This is a genomic window from Deltaproteobacteria bacterium (genome assembly GCA_005879795.1).
Lineage (GTDB): Bacteria > Desulfobacterota > Binatia > DP-6 > DP-6 > DP-6.
This window is the reverse complement of the sequence record VBKJ01000130.1, coordinates 19,175-38,047: the sequence shown is the minus strand read 5'-3', so window position 1 is coordinate 38,047 and position 18,873 is coordinate 19,175. Positions and strand designations below refer to the sequence as shown.

General features: G+C 72.7%; 20 protein-coding genes. 8 read left to right on the top strand and 12 right to left on the bottom strand.

Annotated elements, in window-relative coordinates:
* Position 1: 1 nt before the first annotated feature.
* Positions 2-250 (bottom strand): hypothetical protein, encoded by a 249-nt coding sequence (locus tag E6J59_08255; GenBank protein TMB20574.1) that lies wholly within the window; start codon positions 248-250, stop codon positions 2-4.
* Between E6J59_08255 and E6J59_08250 the strand changes: the two genes are divergently transcribed.
* Positions 238-573 (top strand): hypothetical protein, encoded by a 336-nt coding sequence (locus E6J59_08250; GenBank protein ID TMB20573.1) that lies wholly within the window; start codon positions 238-240, stop codon positions 571-573. The genes E6J59_08255 and E6J59_08250 overlap by 13 nt on opposite strands.
* 41 nt (positions 574-614) lie before the next feature.
* Here the strand turns inward: E6J59_08250 and E6J59_08245 are convergent, their stop codons facing one another.
* From E6J59_08245 to gnd, 4 genes are read right to left on the bottom strand one after another with little or no spacing between them, the layout of a single operon-like run.
* Positions 615-1,289 (bottom strand): histidine phosphatase family protein, encoded by a 675-nt coding sequence (locus E6J59_08245; protein ID TMB20589.1) that lies wholly within the window; start codon positions 1,287-1,289, stop codon positions 615-617.
* An 11-nt stretch (positions 1,290-1,300) separates the two neighbouring features.
* Positions 1,301-2,278: a glucokinase gene (gene glk / locus E6J59_08240; protein ID TMB20588.1), complete on the bottom strand. Its 978-nt coding sequence runs from the start codon at positions 2,276-2,278 to the stop codon at positions 1,301-1,303.
* A gap of 2 nt (positions 2,279-2,280) precedes the next feature.
* On the bottom strand, positions 2,281-3,666 hold the full coding sequence (gene zwf, locus E6J59_08235; protein TMB20572.1) for a glucose-6-phosphate dehydrogenase: 1,386 nt from the start codon (positions 3,664-3,666) through the stop codon (positions 2,281-2,283).
* Positions 3,663-4,670 carry a decarboxylating 6-phosphogluconate dehydrogenase gene (gene gnd, locus E6J59_08230; GenBank protein ID TMB20571.1) on the bottom strand — a complete coding sequence of 336 codons (1,008 nt, stop codon included), beginning with the start codon at positions 4,668-4,670 and terminating at the stop codon, positions 3,663-3,665. Before gnd ends, zwf begins: the two co-directional genes overlap by 4 nt.
* Positions 4,671-4,865: 195 nt before the next feature.
* Here gnd and E6J59_08225 point away from each other — a divergent pair, with 195 nt between their 5' ends.
* The 4 genes from E6J59_08225 to E6J59_08210 are packed head-to-tail and all read left to right on the top strand — an operon-like array spanning position 4,866 to position 8,370.
* A complete protein-coding gene (locus tag E6J59_08225) occupies positions 4,866-6,146 on the top strand; it encodes an MlaE family lipid ABC transporter permease subunit (GenBank protein ID TMB20570.1) in 1,281 nt (426 codons plus the stop codon).
* The gene (locus E6J59_08220; GenBank protein ID TMB20569.1) at positions 6,130-6,876 is read left to right on the top strand and encodes an ATP-binding cassette domain-containing protein; all 747 of its coding nucleotides are present in this window, start codon (positions 6,130-6,132) and stop codon (positions 6,874-6,876) included. Before E6J59_08225 ends, E6J59_08220 begins: the two co-directional genes overlap by 17 nt.
* Before the next feature lies 1 nt (position 6,877).
* Positions 6,878-7,783, top strand: coding sequence for an MCE family protein (locus E6J59_08215; GenBank protein TMB20568.1), 906 nt, complete (start codon positions 6,878-6,880; stop codon positions 7,781-7,783).
* The gene (locus E6J59_08210; GenBank protein ID TMB20567.1) at positions 7,780-8,370 is read left to right on the top strand and encodes a hypothetical protein; all 591 of its coding nucleotides are present in this window, start codon (positions 7,780-7,782) and stop codon (positions 8,368-8,370) included. Before E6J59_08215 ends, E6J59_08210 begins: the two co-directional genes overlap by 4 nt.
* Here the strand turns inward: E6J59_08210 and E6J59_08205 are convergent.
* From E6J59_08205 to E6J59_08185, 5 genes are all read right to left on the bottom strand, one after another.
* On the bottom strand, positions 8,351-9,406 hold the full coding sequence (locus tag E6J59_08205) for an aldo/keto reductase (GenBank protein TMB20566.1): 1,056 nt from the start codon (positions 9,404-9,406) through the stop codon (positions 8,351-8,353). The genes E6J59_08210 and E6J59_08205 overlap by 20 nt on opposite strands.
* The gene (locus E6J59_08200) at positions 9,406-9,723 is read right to left on the bottom strand and encodes an STAS domain-containing protein (protein TMB20565.1); all 318 of its coding nucleotides are present in this window, start codon (positions 9,721-9,723) and stop codon (positions 9,406-9,408) included. Before E6J59_08200 ends, E6J59_08205 begins: the two co-directional genes overlap by 1 nt.
* A 16-nt stretch (positions 9,724-9,739) precedes the next feature.
* On the bottom strand, positions 9,740-10,180 hold the full coding sequence (locus E6J59_08195) for a hypothetical protein (protein ID TMB20564.1): 441 nt from the start codon (positions 10,178-10,180) through the stop codon (positions 9,740-9,742).
* Positions 10,181-10,657: 477 nt separating this feature from the next.
* The gene (locus E6J59_08190) at positions 10,658-12,772 is read right to left on the bottom strand and encodes a GAF domain-containing protein (GenBank protein ID TMB20563.1); all 2,115 of its coding nucleotides are present in this window, start codon (positions 12,770-12,772) and stop codon (positions 10,658-10,660) included.
* 122 nt (positions 12,773-12,894) lie between these two features.
* Positions 12,895-13,383: a hypothetical protein gene (locus E6J59_08185; protein ID TMB20562.1), complete on the bottom strand. Its 489-nt coding sequence runs from the start codon at positions 13,381-13,383 to the stop codon at positions 12,895-12,897.
* A gap of 280 nt (positions 13,384-13,663) precedes the next feature.
* Between E6J59_08185 and E6J59_08180 the strand changes: the two genes are divergently transcribed.
* Positions 13,664-14,011, top strand: coding sequence for a hypothetical protein (locus E6J59_08180; GenBank protein TMB20561.1), 348 nt, complete (start codon positions 13,664-13,666; stop codon positions 14,009-14,011).
* On the opposite strand, the gene E6J59_08175 is transcribed toward E6J59_08180, so the two are convergent.
* Together E6J59_08175 and E6J59_08170 are read right to left on the bottom strand one after the other, a co-directional pair.
* The gene (locus E6J59_08175) at positions 14,005-14,931 is read right to left on the bottom strand and encodes an alpha/beta fold hydrolase (protein ID TMB20560.1); all 927 of its coding nucleotides are present in this window, start codon (positions 14,929-14,931) and stop codon (positions 14,005-14,007) included. The genes E6J59_08180 and E6J59_08175 overlap by 7 nt on opposite strands.
* 2 nt (positions 14,932-14,933) lie before the next feature.
* Positions 14,934-15,749 carry an SDR family NAD(P)-dependent oxidoreductase gene (locus E6J59_08170; GenBank protein TMB20559.1) on the bottom strand — a complete coding sequence of 272 codons (816 nt, stop codon included), beginning with the start codon at positions 15,747-15,749 and terminating at the stop codon, positions 14,934-14,936.
* A 421-nt stretch (positions 15,750-16,170) separates the two neighbouring features.
* On the opposite strand from E6J59_08170, the gene E6J59_08165 reads away from it, so the two are divergent.
* Together E6J59_08165 and E6J59_08160 are read left to right on the top strand one after the other, a co-directional pair.
* Positions 16,171-16,848, top strand: coding sequence for a hypothetical protein (locus E6J59_08165; protein ID TMB20558.1), 678 nt, complete (start codon positions 16,171-16,173; stop codon positions 16,846-16,848).
* A gap of 93 nt (positions 16,849-16,941) precedes the next feature.
* Complete coding sequence (locus E6J59_08160; protein ID TMB20557.1) at positions 16,942-18,690, top strand: thiamine pyrophosphate-binding protein; 1,749 nt, start codon at positions 16,942-16,944, stop codon at positions 18,688-18,690.
* The last annotated feature ends 183 nt before the right edge of the window (positions 18,691-18,873 follow it).

The window sequence follows — 18,873 nt, the reverse complement described above, 5'->3', positions numbered from 1 at the left end:
GTCAATCGTGCGGTCGCAACGCTCGGGATCGGCGCGATCGGCCTCGTCGTCGGCGCCCTGGTGCTCCTCCTCTCCATCTGGATCTCGAGCCTGGTGCGCGCGCCCGCGCTCCCGCTCGCGCCCGCGCCTCCCGCCCAGGCGCCCGCACCTCCCACCCAGGCGCCCGCGCCTCCCACCCAGGCGCCCGCGGACGACGCGCAGGCGCCCGCGCCCTCGCACCTCGCGTGGCTCGACAAGGTGGACCCGCCACGGGCGCGCATCGACCGGGGAGCACCGGCGGCACCCGAGCGGCCGGCGCGGAGCCTGGCCGGGCGGCAGGACCGGGTCATGGCCGAGCCGCCCGCGAGCGACGCCGAGACTCCGGCCTCCGCACCGGGGCAGCTCGAGGTCGCCACGATCGACTACTCACCCGACGCCGCCCGGCGCGCCGTGACTCTCCGGCTGAACGGCGCCAGCGTGGTCACGCTGCGCGAGCACGAGTCCGCGCACGGCATCGAGGTGCAGCTGATCCAGCCGGACGGCGTGTACGTGCGGCGCGGGGCGGAGGTGTTCATGCTCGCGCCGCGGCGCTGAGCTGTCTTCCGGGAACGGCCCCGCAAGCCGGGCTCAGACTCTCAGGCCGAGCGCGGGTCCCACCACCGCGAGAGGCGGCTGCGGGGCGGCCCCGGCGAGCCCGCGTAATGGGAGACGTCGTTGAACAGCATCAGGCGCGCGCGCACGGGGTCCTTGAACTCGAGGATGTTGAGACAGCACGGGAGCTGGTCGAGCCGATCGCGGTAGCCCCGCGCATCGAAGCCGAGCAGGCTGCTGACCAGCAGGCGGATCGTCGCCTTGTGCGAGACGACGAGCACCTCGGCACCGGCGTGCCGGCGCACGATCTCGTGGAGCACGGGCAGCGAGCGCGCCATGACGCTGAGACCGGTCTCACCTCCCGCCGGCGCGCAGGTGAGGGGGTCCATCTCCCACGCCGCGTACTCGTCGGGGAGGCGCTCCTCCACCTCCTGGCGACGCAGCCCTTCCCAGCGGCCGTGGCCGATCTCCCTCAGGCCGTCGCGGGCGATCGGGTCGAGGTCGTGCGGATCGGCGACGATCGCCGCCGTCTCCATCGCGCGCTGCATCGGGCTCGCGTACGCGGCCACGAGCGGCTCGTCCGCGAGACGCCGTGCGAGCCGCCTTGCCTGCTCGCGCCCCTCGTCCGACAGCGGCACGTCGGTCGAGCCGGCGAAGCGGTCCTCCGCGCCGAGGACCGTCATCCCGTGGCGAACCAGAAGGATCCGGGTCGTCTCCATCGTGTCCTCGGTCATGAGCGTGTCTCCGCGCCGGCGAGGTAGGCGGCGGCGCCGCGGAGCGCCGTCTTCGGGTCGAGGATGACCTTCACCGGCATGCGGCCGAGCAAGTCGGCGAAGCGGCCCTTGTCGGTGAACGCCCGCATGAACGTGCCGTCGGCGAGCTTCGGCAGGATCTTCGGCGCGATGCCGCCGCCCACGTAGACGCCGCCCGTGGCGAGCGCCTTCAGGGCGAGGTTACCCGCCTCGGCGCCGAAGGCCGACACGAAGATGTCGAGCGCGCGCACGCAGCGCGCCGACGCTCCCGCGAGCGCCAGCTCCGCGATGGTCGCGCTCGCGTCCTCGGCCGCCGCGATGCGGGCGGCGACCTCCGGCGCCTCGGGCGCGTCGAGCGCGCCGTAGATGCTGTGCAGCCCCGGCCCCGAGACGACGCGCTCCCAGCTCACGTGCCCGAAGCGGTCGATCAGTCGGGTGAGGATCCGGATCTGCTCGGCGTCGCGCGGCGCGAAGTCGGCGTGGCCACCCTCCGACGCGCTGACGCGGTGGCGCATCCCGTCCCAGTAGAGGACCGCCTCGCCGAGCCCGGTGCCGGCGGCGATGAGGGCGGCATTGCCGGTGGCCCGTGGGGCGCCGGGGTTGAGGACCGTGACCTGGTCGGGAGGGAGCACGGCAATCCCGTACGCCGTCGCCTCGAGGTCGTTCAGGAGCACTACCCGCTCCAGTGCGAGCCGCCGCCCGAGGTCGAGCGCGTCGATCAACCAGCCGAGGTTCGGCATTCGCGCGCGGCCGTCCGCGACCGGCCCGGCGACGCCGAAGCAGGCCGCCGCCGGCACGTACGCGCCCCGCGCGAGGAAGGTGCGCACGACGCCGTCGAGGCCCGCGTAGCCCTCGTTCACGAAGTGCGCCTCGGCGACCGGCGTGAGGACGCCGCCCGCGGCCGTGAAGAGCGCGAGGTTCGTCTTGGTGGCGCCGACGTCCCCGGCGAGGAGCAGCATCACGATGCCTCCGGCCCTTGCGCCGGCGAGTGCCAGCCGCCGACCCCGGCCGTCAAGCGCGCGGCCTCGTCCGGCCCCCAGCTGCCGGGCTCGTAGATGTGGATCGGCGTCGTGCCGCCGAGGATGGGCTGCACGATCGCCCACGCCGCCTCGACGCCGTCCTCGCGCGCGAAGAGCGTCGCGTCGCCGTGCATGGCGTCGCCGAGCAGGCGCTCGTAGGCGTCCATCTCCTCGCCATCGGGCTGGTGGACGAAGCGGAGCTCGGTCGGGTCGGTGGTCATCTGCTCGCCCGGCCGCTTCACGCGCGCGCCGATCGCGATCGTCACCTCGGGGCTCAGGCGGAAGCGCACGTAGTTCGTCTCGTGCGGGCAGAGCTTGCTGAGCGGGGGCCGCCGCAGCGTGACCAGCACCTCGGTGGTGGTGGCGGCGAGGCACTTGCCCGCCCGGATGAAGAACGGCACGCCGTCCCAGCGCCAGGAGTCGACGTGCAGGCGGACGGCGGCGAACGTCTCCACGGTCGAGTCGGGCGCGACGCCCACCTCTTTCCGGTAGCCACGGAACTGCCCCCGTACCAGGTCGGCGGCGCTGAGCGGGCGGATCATCCGGAAGACCTTCACCTGCTCGTCCCGGATCGACTCGTGGTAGGTGGTCGCCGGCGGCTCCATGGCGAGGAAGCCGACCACCTGGAGCATGTGGTTCTGGATCACGTCGCGGATCGCGCCCACCTCCTCGTAGAGCCGCCCCCGCCCCTCGACGCCGAAGCGCTCGGCCATCGTGATCTGCACGCTCTCGACGTAGTTGCGGTTCCAGATCGGCTCGAGGAAGGTGTTGGCGAAGCGGACGAGGAGGAGGTTCTGCACCGGCTCCTTGCCCAGGTAGTGGTCGATGCGGAAGATCGACGCCTCGTCGAACACCCGGTGGAGCGTCGCGTTGAGGGCCTGCGCCGAGGGCAGGTCGCGGCCGAACGGTTTCTCCAGGACCACGCGCGCGCCGCGCGCGCAGTCCGAGCTGGCCAGCCCCTGGACGACGGTCGGGAAGAGGCTCGGCGGGATGGCGAGGTAGTGGAGCGGCCGCACCGTGTCGCCCAGCGCCTGGCGGAGGGCCGTGTAGGTGGTCGCGGCGTCGTAGTCGCCCCCGACGAAGCGGAGCCGGCTCGCGAGCCGCGCGAAGGCGGTCTCGTCCACGCCCCCGCCGTGACGCTCGATGCTCTCACGGGCGCGCGCCCGCAGGCGCTCGAGCGTCCAGCCGCCCCGCGCCACCCCGACGAGGGGCACGTCGAGGTGGCCGCGGCGGGCCATCGCGTGCAGCGCCGGGAAGATCTTCTTGGCGGCGAGGTCGCCGGTCGCCCCGAAGAAGACGAGCGCGTCGGAGGGGGGCGCGCTCATGTCCGCGGGCCCTTCTCCACGTGGCCGCCGAACTCGAAGCGCATGGCGGACAGCAGCCGGTCCTGGAAGTCGGCCTCGCCGCGCGAGGCGAAGCGCTCGAGCAGCGCGGCGGCGAGGACGTGCGCGGGCACGGCTTCGTCGATGGCCGCATCCAGCGTCCAGCGCCCCTCGCCCGAGTCCGACACCCGTCCGGTGAAGCGCGCGAGCGTCTGGTCGCTCGCCAGCGCCGCGGCCGTCAGGTCCAGCAGCCACGAGGCGATCACGCTGCCGTGCCGCCAGACCTCGGCGATGCGGACGAGGTCGAAGTCGTACTGGTAGTACTCCGGGTTGCGGAGCGGCGTCGTCTCGGCGTCGGCGGCGCGGGCCCGCTTTCCGACGTTCGCGTGCCGCAGGATGTTGAGGCCCTCGGCGTAGGCCGCCATGAGCCCGTACTCGATGCCGTTGTGCACCATCTTCACGAAGTGGCCGGCCCCGTGCGGGCCGCAATGGAGATAGCCCCGCTCCGCCGTGCCGGCCGCCCGGGTGAGGCCGATCGAACCGGCGCCGGGCGCGAGCGTCGCGAAGAGCGGGTCGAGCCGCTGCACGACCTCCGGCTCCCCGCCGATCATGAGGCAGTAGCCCCGCTCCACGCCCCACACGCCGCCGCTCGTGCCGCAGTCGACGTAGCGGAGGCCTCGGGTCGCGAGCTGCTTCGCGCGCTCGATGTCGTCCCGGTAGTACGAGTTCCCGCCGTCGACGACGACGTCGCCCCCCGCGAGGCGCGAGACGAGGTCGCGGAGCGTGGCATCCACCACCGCGGCGGGCACCATCAGCCAGACGACCCGCGGCTTCGCGAGGCGCGCCGCGAGGTCGTCCAGCGAGACCGCCCCGACCGCGCCCTCGCGCGCCAGCGCCTGGACGGCCTCGGGCGAGACGTCGTGCACCACGCACTCGTGGCCGCCGCGCAGGAGACGTCGCACCATGTTGGCGCCCATCCGACCGAGACCGATCATGCCGACTTGCATCCGATCCTCCTCTCGACGACGTTCCCCGTGCGCCCCGACGTGAACGCCCTGCTCGCCCTGCGTACCTCAACCCAATCCCCAACTCCACTTAGGCTCACGCCCTTCCTTCACGCCAGTCCGCGTGCCGCTGCTCCTGGGCTCCGCAACCTCCGTGCCGCACGGAGGGCCACCGGCACCGAGACCATCGACGCAGAAATGGCGAGATCTCGGGCTCTTGGCGCGGCTGCCAACGACGCGCGAGGGGCTGCGTGCCGACGGCCCGGCACCGGTGCCGCGCCGTCGGCAGCGTCAGAGACCCTCGTTGACCAAGGTCCCCACCCCACCGATACTCGCCCACCGGTGAGCGACCCCCACGACCCCGGGTTCCGCGTCGAGCGGGTCGACCTGCAGGACGGCCGGTCCGAGCTGCGCTTCGGGGGGCAGCTTCGCTTCCGGCAGTGCTTCGCCTCGTGGCAGAGCGTGCGCCGCCTGGCTCGTCCTCCGGCCGCGCGCCTGGCGCTCGACCTCTCCGGCGTGGACACGCTCGACGGCGCCGCCACCGCGCTCCTGCTCGCGCTTCGCGACGAGGTCGCCGCGGCCGGCGGCGAGGCCGAGATCGTCGGCGCGCACGGCCGCGTCCGCGCCATGCTCGATCTCTACGGGTTGCACCCACCCCGACCGAGCCTACACCGGCCGCCGGCCCGGCTCGGCATCCTCGACGAGATCGGCCGCGAGACCCTCACGATGCTCAGCGAAAGCCATGGGCTCGACTTCATCGGCGACGTGGCGGTGGCTGGCGCAAGGGCGGTCCGCGCGCCGTTCTCCATCAACTGGGGCGACGTCCCGCGGCTCGTGGAGCGCGCCGGGGCCGACAGCCTCCCGATCGTCCTCGTGATCAACTTCCTGGTCGGTCTCGTGACGGCCTTCCAGGCCGCCGTGCAGCTCAAGCAGTTCGGGGCCAACATCTTCGTGGCCGACCTGGTGGGGCTCTCGGTCACGCGGGAGCTGGCGCCGCTCATGACGGCGATCATCGTGGCCGGCCGCTCGGGCGCAGCGTTCTCGGCCGAGCTCGGCACGATGCGGGTCTCCGAGGAGATCGATGCGCTGCGGACGCTCGGCCTCGACCCGTACGGTTTCCTCGTCTTCCCGCGCGTCGTCACCCTCGTGCTCGTGCTGCCGCTGCTCACGATCCTCGCGGACGTGATAGGAATCGCTGGCGGGCTCCTGGTCGCGATGCTCGGCCTCGACATCACGTCCAACGCGTACCTCATCGAGACGCAGAAGGCCCTGGGGCTCTGGGACGTCTTCTCGGGGTGCCTCAAGACCGTGTTCTTCGGGCTCGGCATCGCGCTCATCGCGTGCCAGCGCGGCCTCGCCGCGCGCGGCGGCGCCGAGGGCGTGGGCCGGGCGACGACCTCGGCAGTGGTGACGAGTCTCTTCGCCATCGTGGTCGTCGACGCGATCTTCACCGTGCTCTTCAATGCCTTCGGCCGCTGACCCACCCATGATCGAGGTCGAGCGCCTGACGCTCGGCTACGGCGACACGGTCGTGCTCGAGAACCTCGACTTCACCGTGCCCCGCGGCGACGTGTTCGCCATCCTGGGCGGGAGCGGGAGCGGGAAGTCGACCTTGCTCCGCGCGCTGATCGGCCTCGAGGAGCCCCTGCGCGGCACGATCCGCATCGCGGGCGCGCCCCCGCCCCGCGAGGGACCCCCGTGCTACGGCGTGCTCTTCCAGTCGGGGGCGCTCTTCGGCTCGATGACCCTCGCGGAGAACGTCACCTTGCCGCTCGCGAAATGGACCAATCTCGACCGCACCGCGATGGACACGATCGTCCGGTCGAAGCTCCGCCTGGTGGGACTCGAGGGCTTCGAGAACCACCTCCCGGCGGAGATCTCGGGTGGCATGAAGAAACGTGCAGGGATCGCGCGCGCGCTGGCGCTCGACCCGCCCCTGCTGTTCCTCGACGAGCCATCGGCGGGCCTCGATCCAGTCACCTCCGCGGAGCTCGACGACCTCATCGCGACGCTGAATGCGAGCCTCGGCATGACGACGATCGCGGTCACGCACGAGCTGCGGAGCATCTTCGCAATTGCCAGGCACTGCATCATGCTGGACGGCCAGACGCACGGTATCATCGCGCGGGGTGAGCCCGCGGCGCTCCGCGACGGGAGCGCCGATCCGCAGGTCCGCGCCTTCTTCAATCCCCGGTCGCGGGCCGCTTGAGATGGCGACCACCGCCACCAACCACTGGAAGCTCGGCCTGTTCGTGTTGCTCGCCGTCGGCGCGACGCTGGGCACGCTCTTCTGGCTCGGGGCGCGGCGGTTCCGTCGCGAGTCGTTCCCGGCGATCAGCTACTTCGACGAGTCGGTGCAGGGGCTCGACGTGGGCTCACCGGTCAAGTTCCGCGGCGTGACCGTCGGCACCGTCGCCGACATCACGATCGCGCCCGATCACCGCCACGTCCAGGTCACTTCCGATATATACGTCGACGCGCTCGCCCGCCTGGGGCTTCGGACCCGGGCACCCAGGTCCGGCGAGGAGTTCATCGATCCGAGATTGCGTGTCCAGCTCGCCTCGGCCGGCATCACCGGCGTCCGCTTCATCCAGACGGACTTCTTCGACCCCGAGCGCTATCCGCCCCCGCGCCTGCCCTTCGAGCCGCCGTGGAACTACGTGCCCTCGGCGCCGTCGACCCTGAAGAACGTGGAGGAGGCGGCCGTCGAGATCATGAACCGCCTGCCGGTGCTCGCGGACCGCGCGAAGGACGCGTTGGCCGACGTGAAGAAGACGCTCGCGTCGATCGACCGCCTGGCCGCCGACCTGGCGGGAGAGGACGGGTCCTTCAAGCAGGCGCTGCAAGAGCTGCGTACGGCGGCGGCGCGCGTCGACAAGGCGCTCGACGAAGCGAAGCTCGGCGCCACCGCGGCGTCGATCCGGGACGCGTCGGCGTCCGTCGGCCAGGCGGCGGCCAGCGTGAGCGACGCGCGCGAGGAGCTGCAGGCGAGCCTGCGGGCGGTGGGCGAGGCGCTCGAGTCAGTGCGCACGCTGGCAGACTCCCTGGAGCGCGATCCGAGCATGCTCCTGCGGGGTCCGCGGGCCGACGGCGCGGTCCCGGCAAAAAGTCGATGAGGAGCCGTCCGTGGCTCCTGGCGGGAACGGCGCTCCTCGGCGCCTGCCTCCTGCGCAATGCCGACCCGCCACGCTTCTTCCAGCCCGGCTCGGTGGCGCTGGATGCGACCGGCGAGGTCGGCGCGTCGCCTCCGGCCGCCGGTGGGGTGGCGATCCGCCTCCGCGCGGTCCGGGGCGCGCCTTTCCTCCGTCACCGCATCGTCTGGCGCGTCTCGGAGGTGGAGTACGGCCTCTACGAGCAGCGACAGTGGATCGACCTGCCGGCGCACTACGCGGAACGCGCGCTCAGGACGCGGCTCGGCGAGACGGCCGGACTGCGGCTGACGGAGGACCCCCGCGCAGCAGCGCTGCGCGTCGACCTGCTCGCATTCGACGAGGTGTTCGCGCCGGCGCACGCGGCCGATGTCACCCTCGCCGTCTCGCTGTGGGACCCGGAGCGCGGGGGCCTCCTCAACCGGACGTTCAGCGCGCGAGTCGGCATCGCCGACGATGAGCCGGCGTCGATGGCGCGGGCGATGGGCCTGGCCCTGGACGACGTCGTCGCGCGGGTGGCGGACGCCGTGGTGATCAGCGTGCGGGCGCGTTGATCGGGAAGCCGTCCGTCCCCCGCATCGCCTCGTGCGGCGGCCGCGCCGCGCGGGCCGGCGGCGCCATGAACTCGGCGCCCACGGGAGCGGTCACGGTCTCGCGCAGGAGCGCGTCGATCGCCCGCTTCGCGTCCGCGTCGAGCGACCAGCCCAACACCTCGTCGAGCGGCTCGAGCTGCTCCGGACTGCGGGCACCCCACAGCGCAACCTGGACGCCGGGCTGGTCCAGCACCCAGCGCACGGCGAGGGCGAGGACGCTTCGCGCGTACCACTGGCGCGCGACGCGCTCGAGCGCGGCAACGGCGCGCAGGTACTGCGCGTAGCGCGGGGGGCGGAACTTCGGGTCGGTCTGGCGCAGGTCGTCGCCGCCGAAGCGGGTGTCCGGCCCCATGCGCCCGGAAAGGAGCCCGCGGCAGAGCGCGCCGTAGGTCAGCGTGGTGATGCCGTGCCACTGGCAGTAGGGGAGCACCTCCTCCTCGGCCTCCCGCTCGAACAGGTTGTAGGGCGGCTGTGCGGTATGGAGCGGTGCCACCTGCCGGAACGCGTCCATCTGCTCCGGCGAGTGGTTGCTGACGCCGATGGCGCGGATGCGCCCGTCCCTGTACAGCCGGTGGAGCGCTTCCGCCGTCTCCTCGATGGGAACCAGCGGATCGGGCCAGTGGACCTGGTAGATGTCGATGTAGTCGGTGCGCAGGCGCCGCAAGGACGCGGCGATCTCCTGCATGATGCGCCCGCGGCTCGCGTTTCGGGCCACCGCGCCATCGCTCCGCCACTCGAGCCCGACCTTGGTGGCGAGGACGACGCGATCGCGGCGTCCCCAGCGCGCCAGCGCCTTGCCCACGATCTCCTCGGACTGACCCTGGCCGTACGCGGGGGCCGTGTCGATCAGCGAGATGCCGCGCTCGAGGGCCGCGCAGATGGTCTGGATCGAGCGCTCCGTGTCGGTTCCGCCCCACATCCAGCCCCCGATCGCCCAGGTGCCGAGCCCGATGCGGGACGGCGAGAGACCCGTGCCCGGAATCTTCACGTATTCCATCAATCGTCTCCCTTCGCAGCGCCGTTCGGGCCGCCGCGCTCGCGTGACTTCGTGCCGATCTCCTCCAGGATCGCCCGCGTCATGCAGCCGGAGGCCGCGAGCACCGCCCCCTGCTCGTGCATCGCCCAGAGCAGGGCCTTGCCGGCAGTGTCGATGAACGTCACGGCGTGGAGGTCGATGCGGATCGAGCGGGCGCCCGGGGCGGCCACCAGGCTTCGCCAGCACGCCCGGAGCTCGTCCACCCAGGGCCCGGCGAGTCGTCCCTCGAGCGCGACCGTCGCCCCGTCGGGGCGTGTCGTCACGGTGATTCGCAGCATCGCCCTGCCTCCCACGTCACGCGGTGCGCTTCAGCTCCGTATCGTAGAGCCGCACCTGGTGGCGTGTCCCGTTCTGGTCGCGACGAAAGGGAAGCCTTCGATCGGCCTCGGCCTCGAGCCGCGCGCGCCAGCGCGGCAGGCCGGTGCGGACGTAGGCGGGGTCGAGATTGAGCGTGTGGCAGATGCTCACGAACGCGAAGGGCCAGTCCGTGGCGTCCGACGCGAACCAGGCGTCCACTTCCGCGACGAGACGCCGCGCGCGGGAGCCATCGTTGCCCACGCATCGGTGCAAGGTGAGGACGGCATCCTGGAGCACGGCGAGCTGCAGGCGCTTCTCGGGCTGGAGCCGGGCCGTGTCGAAGAGCGCGTCGCCGAGCTGGCAGGGGAGCACGGTCTCCGGCTCGAGCTCGCCATCCGGTCGATCGGCGGGGACCCGCATGGGACTCGGCATCGTCATGGGCCGATGGAGCTTTCGGGGTCCTGCCGCGGACCAGGCGCGCCGCGCGGCCTCCTCCCGACGCCGGCGTCGGGGGCGTTCGCCGGCCCGCTCTTGCACTCGAGCCGTTCGACGTTGCAGATGCCGACGTCGCGATACCCGAGCGCCCTCGCCTCCGTGCATTCCTCGTGAAACTTCCGGCAATCGTCCTCGCTCGCTCCCGCTGCGAGCGAGCCACGGCCGGCGGCGAGGACGGCGGCACACGCAACGACGCCGAGCAGCGCCGCCCGGATTCGAGCCCGGCCTGGCCGAGGCGGTGTCGTGGCGGTGATCGGCAGCATGCCTCTCCGTGAAGGCAACTTCCGTGCCCGTGCCGCGGGGGGCGTCAGGACCGCCGAAGTCTACCCGTCGGATCGCGGGTCGGGCGTCGAGCCCGTGGGGCAATGCCGAAACGCCGGTGCCGGCATCTCGGCACGCGCCGAGATGTCGGCGGCCAGCTCACGCGTCGGGGCGGCGGATGCCGATCCTGGTCATCCGTGACTGGAGGGTCGTTCGCTTGAGCCCCAGCCGGGCGGCGGCCCCGTGTGGACCGCCGAGCACCCAGTCGGTCTCGCGCAGCGCGCGGAGGATGGCCTCGCGCTCCGTCGCCTCGAGCGTCGCGTCGCCGCGCGAGGGCACGACCGCGCCGCGGCGGAACTCCGCTACGGGCACGCGCAGGACGGGCCCGCTGGTCAGGATGACGGCGCGCTCGATGGCGTTCTCGAGCTCGCGCACGTTCCCCGGCCACGCATAGCGGCAGAGCGCCGCCATCGCCTCCGCCGGGATGGTCTCGATCGGCTTCTTCATGCGGCGCGCGAACTTCTGCACGAAGTAGCGGACGAGGGACGGGATGTCCTCCGGCCGCTCGCGCAGCGGCGGGAGCAGGATCGGGAAGACGTTCAGGCGATAGTACAGGTCGTTCCGGAACGTCCCGGCGGCGACCATCTCCTCCAGCTCCCGGTTCGTCGCCGCCACCACGCGCACGTCGACCCGCTTCGTGTGCGTGCCACCCAGACGCTCGAACTCCTGCTCCTGGAGCACGCGGAGCAGCTTCGGCTGCAGCTCGAGCGGGATGTCGCCGACCTCGTCGAGGAAGAGCGTCCCGCGGTCCGCCAGCTCGAAGCGGCCGATCCGCTGCGCGATGGCGCCGGTGAAGGCGCCGCGCTCGTGGCCGAACAGCTCGCTCTCGAGGAGGCCCGTCGGGATGGCGGCGCAGTTGATCTTGACGAACGTCCTCCCCCGGCGCGCGCTCAGGTCGTGGATGGCGCGGGCGATCAGCTCCTTGCCCGTGCCGGTCTCGCCGCCGATCAGCACCGCCGAGTCGGTCGGCGCGACCGTCTCCACCTGGCGCAGCAGCTGCTTGAGCGCCGGCGAGTCGCCGATGATCTCCTCGAAGTTGTAGTCGGTGCGGATCTCGTCCTCGAGGTAGACCTTCTCGGCCGCGAGCCTGTCCTTGAGCGCGGCGATCTCCTGGAACGCGCGCGCGTTCTCGACGGAGAAGGCGACCTGATTGGCGACCGCGGCGAGCACCTCCGCGTGCTCGGCGGTGAAGGGCTCGCTGCCGAGCCGGCCGATGTTGAGCGTCCCCAGCCGCCGGCCGTGGAGCGTCAGGGGCACGCAGCACATCGACTGGATGCCCTCGGCGAGCAGCAGGCCGGCGGCGTCGGCCGAGAGCTGCGCGAGGTCCGCTCGCTCGAGCCGCACGGGCGCGCCGGCCGTGAAGGCGGCGCCTGCAGGCGACCCCTCCACGGGGACGGACATGTGCTCTCGCACGAGGCCCCGGCCGGCGAACTCGATCGCCCACAGGTCGAACGCGTTCTGCGCGCCGTCGTAGACCGCGAGGCTCGTGTAGTCGTGCGCCACGACGCGCCGCAGGCACGCCGCGATGGCGCTGAACAGCGCCCGAGGTTCGAGGTTGGAGATGAGCGCGTTGTTCACGTCGAGCAGGAGCTGGAGCCGATCCCGTTCCCGGGCCAGCTCCTGCCGCGCCCGCTGTGCGGCTTCGTGATGAAGCGTGTTGTCGACGGCCAGCGCCACCTGGCTGGTGACCTGCTGCAGGATCTCGACGTCGGCCGCGGAGAAGGCATCTTCGTCCCGGCTCGAGAAGGTGAGCCCGCCGAGACGGCGGAGCGGCGTCGTGAGGGGAAGGACGCAGAGCGACCGCATTCCCTCGGCGCGCAGGATCCGTCTGACCTCGGCAAACCGCGTCTCGCGGTCGATGCTCGGCACGACGAGGGGCCGTTGCGTCTCCCACGCTATACCCGCGGGCGACTCCGGGACGGGCAGCTCGATTTCCGCGATGGCGGTGGGCGCGAGGGAGGCCAGGGTGTGAAGGCGCATGAGATCGCGCTCCGGATCGTGCAGCACGAGCCCGAGACGGTCGAAGCGGGCGACGCGGCCCAGGAGTCCCACCAGATCGCGGAGCAGGCTCGGCAGGTCCCGGTGCGAGGCGGTGGCGCGCGAGACATCGAGCAGGATCCGGTGGACATCGCCCGGGGCGCCTGCGCAGGCACGGTGAGGAGCGCGCGCTGCCCTCGCCGTCGCGTCTGCGATCGTCGGGAGTTCGTCCGCCATGCAGGTGTCGCCCCATGTAGCGTGGCCTTCACGCTGAATCCATGGCCCTCGGCGCCGTACGTGCGCTCGCCGGGCCGGCGCGGGACCACGTGCGTCGACGCTCGATGCCGTGTCGGCCCTGCTCACTGCACCGTGATCGTGCCCTTCGTGCCGAGGGCATCGTCCGCCCCGGGGAAGCCGACCTGCCTGACAACGAAAGTGTACTCCCCGGGGATGAGCGAGCAGACGCTCGCGAACCTTCCCGGTGGAATGGTCGCCGTCAGCTGGTTGTCCAGACCCCAGTCGTAGAGCGGCCAGCGCGCCTGGTCCGGGCCTGCGGGCCCGGGATCGGCCGGGTGGCAGCGGATCTTGTCGACCTGATCCCGCGGCTCGACGAAGGCGAGCGTCATCGCGTGGCCGGAGTTGTTCTCGAACTCCAGCACATCGTCCTTGCTCATCATCAGTGCCGCGGGGCGGATCAGCTCGCTGTCGACCACGATGATCTTGTGTGCGGTGCCAGTGCGGTTGCGCGTGTCCTCCGCTGCGGACGCGACCCCGGCCGCGAGCGCCAGGGCCAGTGCCAGGGTCACGATGCCGCTCCCTCTGATCATGGAGACCGCCCGCGCACGCATCTCGGTGCTGTCCTCACGACGTTCTTGTTCCATGTGCGACTCCCTCCTTGCGACCTTCACAATGGCCGTTGGCCGCCATTCGCAACTGCCGTGCCGCGCCCGCGCAGGGACGACGTCGCCCGCAAAACCAGGGAAACCCGCGGGCTCACGGCGTGCTCGACGATGTGGCTCCGCGAGCTGCTCGCCGACATTTCGGCACGGTGCCGACTGCTCGGCAGGATGAGCTGCGCTTGCGCTCTTCGACGAAGCCCTTCGTCGAGGCGGGAACGCGCGACGGACGATGGCGCAGATCATGCACCAGAGCGGCCACGAGGAGGTCACGCTCATGAGGCCATTCCTGCCCGGTTTGATCGCGTTCGGCCTGCTCTGCGCCGCGACCCGCGCGCCGGCGGCCTGTCGTTGGTTCGGGACCCAGCTCGAATGCGACCTCGGCGGCAACCAGCTGGTGATCGGCACGCAGACGGCGGCGGATCCCGGCTACGCCACGCCCGTGCGGCCCCAGCCCTTCGGCGGCGGCCTCTTCGACGGCCGCGCCGTCCCCGACCGGCCGCTCCGGCTCGAGCTCCAGAACGTCGGCACCGACCCCGGGCTCTGCCGGAAGTTCGGAAACGAGACCTACTGCTACTGACGTGGGGGCACGAGCCGCCGGCGTCCTCCGTGGGCGCCGGCCGCCCGGGCGCTCACGCCGTCGATCGCGTCGATCACCCGCGGCCACACGGCGCGCGGGAGGTCGTGCCCCATGCCCTCGATGACGAGGAGCTCCGCCCCGGGGACGAGCGCGGCGGTCTCGATGCCGTGCGCGACGGGAACGAGCGGATCCTCGGTGCCGTGGATCACGAGCGTCGGCACGCGCACGTGCCGGAGCGCCGGCGCGCGGCTCCCCGCGGCGAGAATGGCGAGCATCTGGCGCGCCACGCCGGCGGGGTGAAAGCAGCGGTCGTAGGAGCGTCCGGCGCGCTCGCGCACGCGCGCCTCGTCGAAGGGGAAGCCCGGGCTGCCGATGGTGCGGAAGACCTTGGCGGCGCGTGCCATCGCACCGTCGCGATCGCGCGGCGGGGGCTCGAGGAGCGCGGCCACCGCCTCGGGGCGCGCGCGCGGCAGCTCGCGGTCGCCGGTCGTCGACATGATCGAGGTGAGCGACAGCACGCGTGCCGGACGCTCGATCGCCAGCGTCTGCGCGATCATGCCGCCGAGCGAGGCGCCGACGACGTGTGCGGCCGCGATGCCGAGCGCGTCGAGCAGCCCCGCGGCGTCGGCCGCCATGTCGGAGAGGGTGTACGGCGCGGCCACCGGGCGGCCGAGCGCGGCCGCCGCCATCGCCGCGGCCAGGTCGAGCGCGCGCCAGCCGTCGATCTTCGTCGACAGCCCGACGTCGCGGTTGTCGAAGCGGATCACGCGGTGGCCGCGCGCGGCGAGGGCGGCGCAGAACTCCTCGTCCCAGAGGATCATCTGCGCGCCGAGCCCCATGATCAGGACGAGCGGCCGCCCGCCCTCGGAGCCGAAGAGCTCGTACTCGAGCTCGATGCCGTTGGCGCGGGCGCGGGGCACGGTCAGAGCCCGAGCGTGAGGCGCGCGATGCGGTCGCGCACGACGGTCGGCACGAGCTGATCGGCGAGCGCGAGGACCTGCGCGTCGTAGCCGACGAGGTAGCGGGCGCAGGGGAACCAGGCGCCGAGCGCCCGCCCGATCACCGCGGCGACGCTCGCCGGGTCGCCCATGAACGGCTGCCAGAGGCGTATGCCGGTGCGCGAGCGCCGGTAGGCGGTGGCGTAACGCGAGCCCTGCCGGCTCTCCGCCTCGCGCTCGGCCTCCTCCCAGATGCGGGTGCGGAAGCCCCCGGGCTCGACCAGGATGACCGCGATGCCGTCGCCGGCGACCTCCATGCGGAGCGCGTCGCTGAGCCCCTCGAGGGCGTGCTTGGCGCCCTGGTACCAGCCGGTGAGCGGCGTCGTCGTGCGGCCGTAGATCGAGGAGACGTTGACGATCCGCCCGCCGCCCACCGCGCGCATGTGGGGGAGCGCGAGGCGGGCGAGCCGCATCGGCGCCATGACCATCGTCTCGAGGAGCCGGCGCGCCTCCGCGTCCCCCACGTCCTCGACCGCGGCGTTGAGCGTGTAGCCGGCGTTGTTGACGAGCCCCCAGGGTCGGAGGTCGTCGATCATCCACTGGCAGCGCGCGGCGTCGGTGACATCGAGGAGCACCGTCTCCACCTCGAGGCCCGCGGCGGCCGCCGCCCGCTTGAGCGCGCGCGCCTTCGCCTCCGAGCGCACGCTGCCGACGGAGCGGAAGCCGCGCCGCGCGAGCTCGAGGGCGGTGGCGAGCCCGATGCCGGAGTTCGCGCCCGTGGTGAGGACGGTACGCGCCATGGGGGCGCGAGGGTAGCCGGCCCGGGCGGGTCGCGGCAACGGCGCCCGGGCGTCCGCTCAGTACGCTCCCGCGTGCTCGTGGCGGGCGGCGTCCGGAGCATGCGGGCCGTCAGTGGCTGAGCCCGCGACGGTGGGATTGCTTTCGTGATCGCGCTGGGAGACACGAGGTCGAGGGCGACGCCGGCCGGCTCGAGGTGATCACGACCTCGCAGAAGCTCGCACACCGGACGACTCTCAAGAAGACCTTCGGCGGCCGCGCCTCCTACGCCTGGTCGGATCGCGACGGGAGCCTCTTCGCCACCTGGGAGCGCGACGCCGACCAGGCGTGAGCGCAGGCGGCCCGGCGGGCTCGGCTTCGACGGTTGTGGCGCGTCGGCGTGCGATGCTTGCGTCCCCTGCCCCGCTCCGACATCACCGAGCTGTGACCCCCGACGAGCCGGACCCCGCTCTCGCCGACCGCGCGCCTGTAGCCACGCGCCACGACCTGCAGCTCGGACGGCGGCTCTTCCATGTCGTGAATGGGGTGTCGACTGCCACGGCCTACACCCTCTTCTTCACGCACGAGCAGGTGATCCACGTCTTCGGGACGATCGCGTGCGTCGTCTACGTCGTCGATCGCGTCCGGATCGCGTATCCGGAGGCCGTCGCGCGCCGCGCGCCGTGGGTGAACCGCCTGCTCGTGCGCGCCGAGGAGCGGGTGCGCGAATCGGCGATGATCCCCTATGCGATCGCCGTGCTGTTGACGATTCTCACCGTCCCCAAGCCGGCCGCGCTGGTCGCCATCTACACGCTCGCCGTCGCCGACCCGCTCGCCGCCGTCGTCGGCATCCGCCATGGCCGCCGACGCATCGCGCACAACCGGAGCCTCGAGGGCTCGCTCGCCTTCTTCGGGGCGACAGTCGTGATCGCGGCGCTCGTGCTCGGCCTGGGCGCCGACGCCTCGCCGCTCGCGATCGCCGGGGCATCGGGCACGATCGCGCTCACCGCCGCGGGATGCGAGCTGCTGCCGCTGCGCATCGACGACAACTTGACGATTCCGCTCTTCGTGGGCTTCACCACCTGGATCGTCGCCGCGCTGTTCGGGGTGCCGCTCGGTTGAGCGACCGCCGGGCGCCCAAGGCCGCCGGGCTCGCCACGGGCGTTGACGCTCTCACGTCCCCGCGCGCTACAATCGCGCGCGGAGGGACGAGCCATGGCGCGCATCGACGGCGGCGAGATGCTGGTCCGCGTCCTCGAAGCGCAGGGCATCCGCGAGGTGTTCACCCTGCACGGAGGCCATCTCGACGCGATCTACCAGGCGGCGCGAGGACGCGGCATCCGCTGGATCGACACCCGCCATGAGCAGGCCGCGGGCCACGCGGCCGACGGCTGGGCCCGCACCACCGGCCGCGTCGGCGTCGCGATGGTCACGGCCGGGCCGGGCGTGACCGACGTCGTCACGGCGGTCGCGAACGCGTACCTCGACTGCATCCCGACGCTGTTCATCGCCGGCGCCGCGCCGCTGCGCGACGCCGAGACGCTGCCGCTGCAGGGAGGCTTCGACCAGGTGGCGCTCCTGCGGCCGATCACCAAGTGGGCGCATCGCGTGACTCATACCCACCGCATCCCGGACCTGGTCGCTCAGGCCCTCCGCACGGCCACCACGGGCCGTCCCGGTCCCGTCTTCCTCGAGATCCCGATCGACGTGCTCTTTGGGCGCGCCGACGAGGCGAAGGCAGTCTTCCCGCAGCACGTCTGCCCCGAGGCCGCTCCCACGCCGGCGCCTGAGGCCGTGATCCGCGCGCTCGACTGGCTCGCGGCGGCCGAGCGGCCGGCGATCATGGCCGGCGGCGGGGTGTGGTTCTCCGGGGGCGGACCGGCGCTCCTCGCGTTCGCCGAGCGCGCCGGGGTGCCCGTGTTCGCGAACGGCAAGGCCCACGGCGTCGTGCCGGCGGACCATCGCCTGTGCGGCGGCGGGTTCGGGACGCTCGCGGTCCTCCTCCAGGGCGGGACGCCGCCCGACGTCGTGCTCCTCCTCGGCGCGCGGCTTGGTCTCTTCACCGGCGGCCAGGGCGGGGGATTCCTCGCCCGGACGCCCCGCCTGATCCAGGTCGACATCGAGGGCGCGGAGATCGGGCGGAACCGTGACGTCGCGCTCGGTATCGTGGCCGACTGCCGCGAAGCGCTGCGGGCCCTCGAGGCCGCCGCCGGCGAACGCCGCTGGCCGGACCGGACCGCGTGGCAGCGCGCCGCGCGCGAGGCCCGGGAAGTCCCGCGCCGTCTCTTCGCGCCTGCGCTCGAGAGCGACGCGGCTCCCATCCACCCCTTCCGGCTCGCCCACGAGGTGGCGCGTGCCGCCGGGCCCGAGGCGATCCTGGTCGCCGACGGCGGCGAGACCGCGAGCTGGCTGGAGCTCGCCGCCGACGTGCGGGGCGGCGGCCGCTGGCTCTCGCACGGCTACCTCGGCTGCCTCGGGACGGGCATGCCCTTCGCCATCGCGGCCAAGGTCGCGTACCCGGCGCGGCCCGTCGTCTGCCTGGTCGGCGACGGCAGCGTGGGGCTCAACTTCGCCGAGTTCGACACCATGGTGCGCCACCGGCTCCCGATCGTGACCGTCGTGAACAACGACCGGCAGTGGGGCATGTCGGCCCACGGCCAGGATCTCATCTATGGCGAGGGGCGGCGCGTCGTGACCGAGCTCGCCCCCACCCGCTACGACCTCGCGGCGGCTGGCTTCGGCTGCCACGCGGAGCACGTGGAAGAGCCCGGCGCGCTCGCGCCGGCGCTGGCGCGGGCGCTCGCCGCCGGCCGCCCCGCCTGCGTGAACGTCCTCACCGACCCGAGCGTCATCTCCCCGATCACGATTGCGATGGTGGGCTCGCCTCGGCCGGCGCCGGCGCCGGCCTCCGCCGAGAAGGAGCGTATCCAGGTGCCCTACTACCCGGACCTGGAGCAGGAGTAGGACGCCCGGCGGCGCCGCGGAGTCTACCCCCTCGACGATCGACACAGCATGACGCCGGGGCTATCTCGGCGGCGCGATGGCGATGGCGGCAACGAGGCCGGTCCTCATCGAAGCCGGCTCACGCACCGGCACCCGACCCCGACTCGGGTCCGTCGACCTGCTCCGCGGCCTCGTCATGGTCAT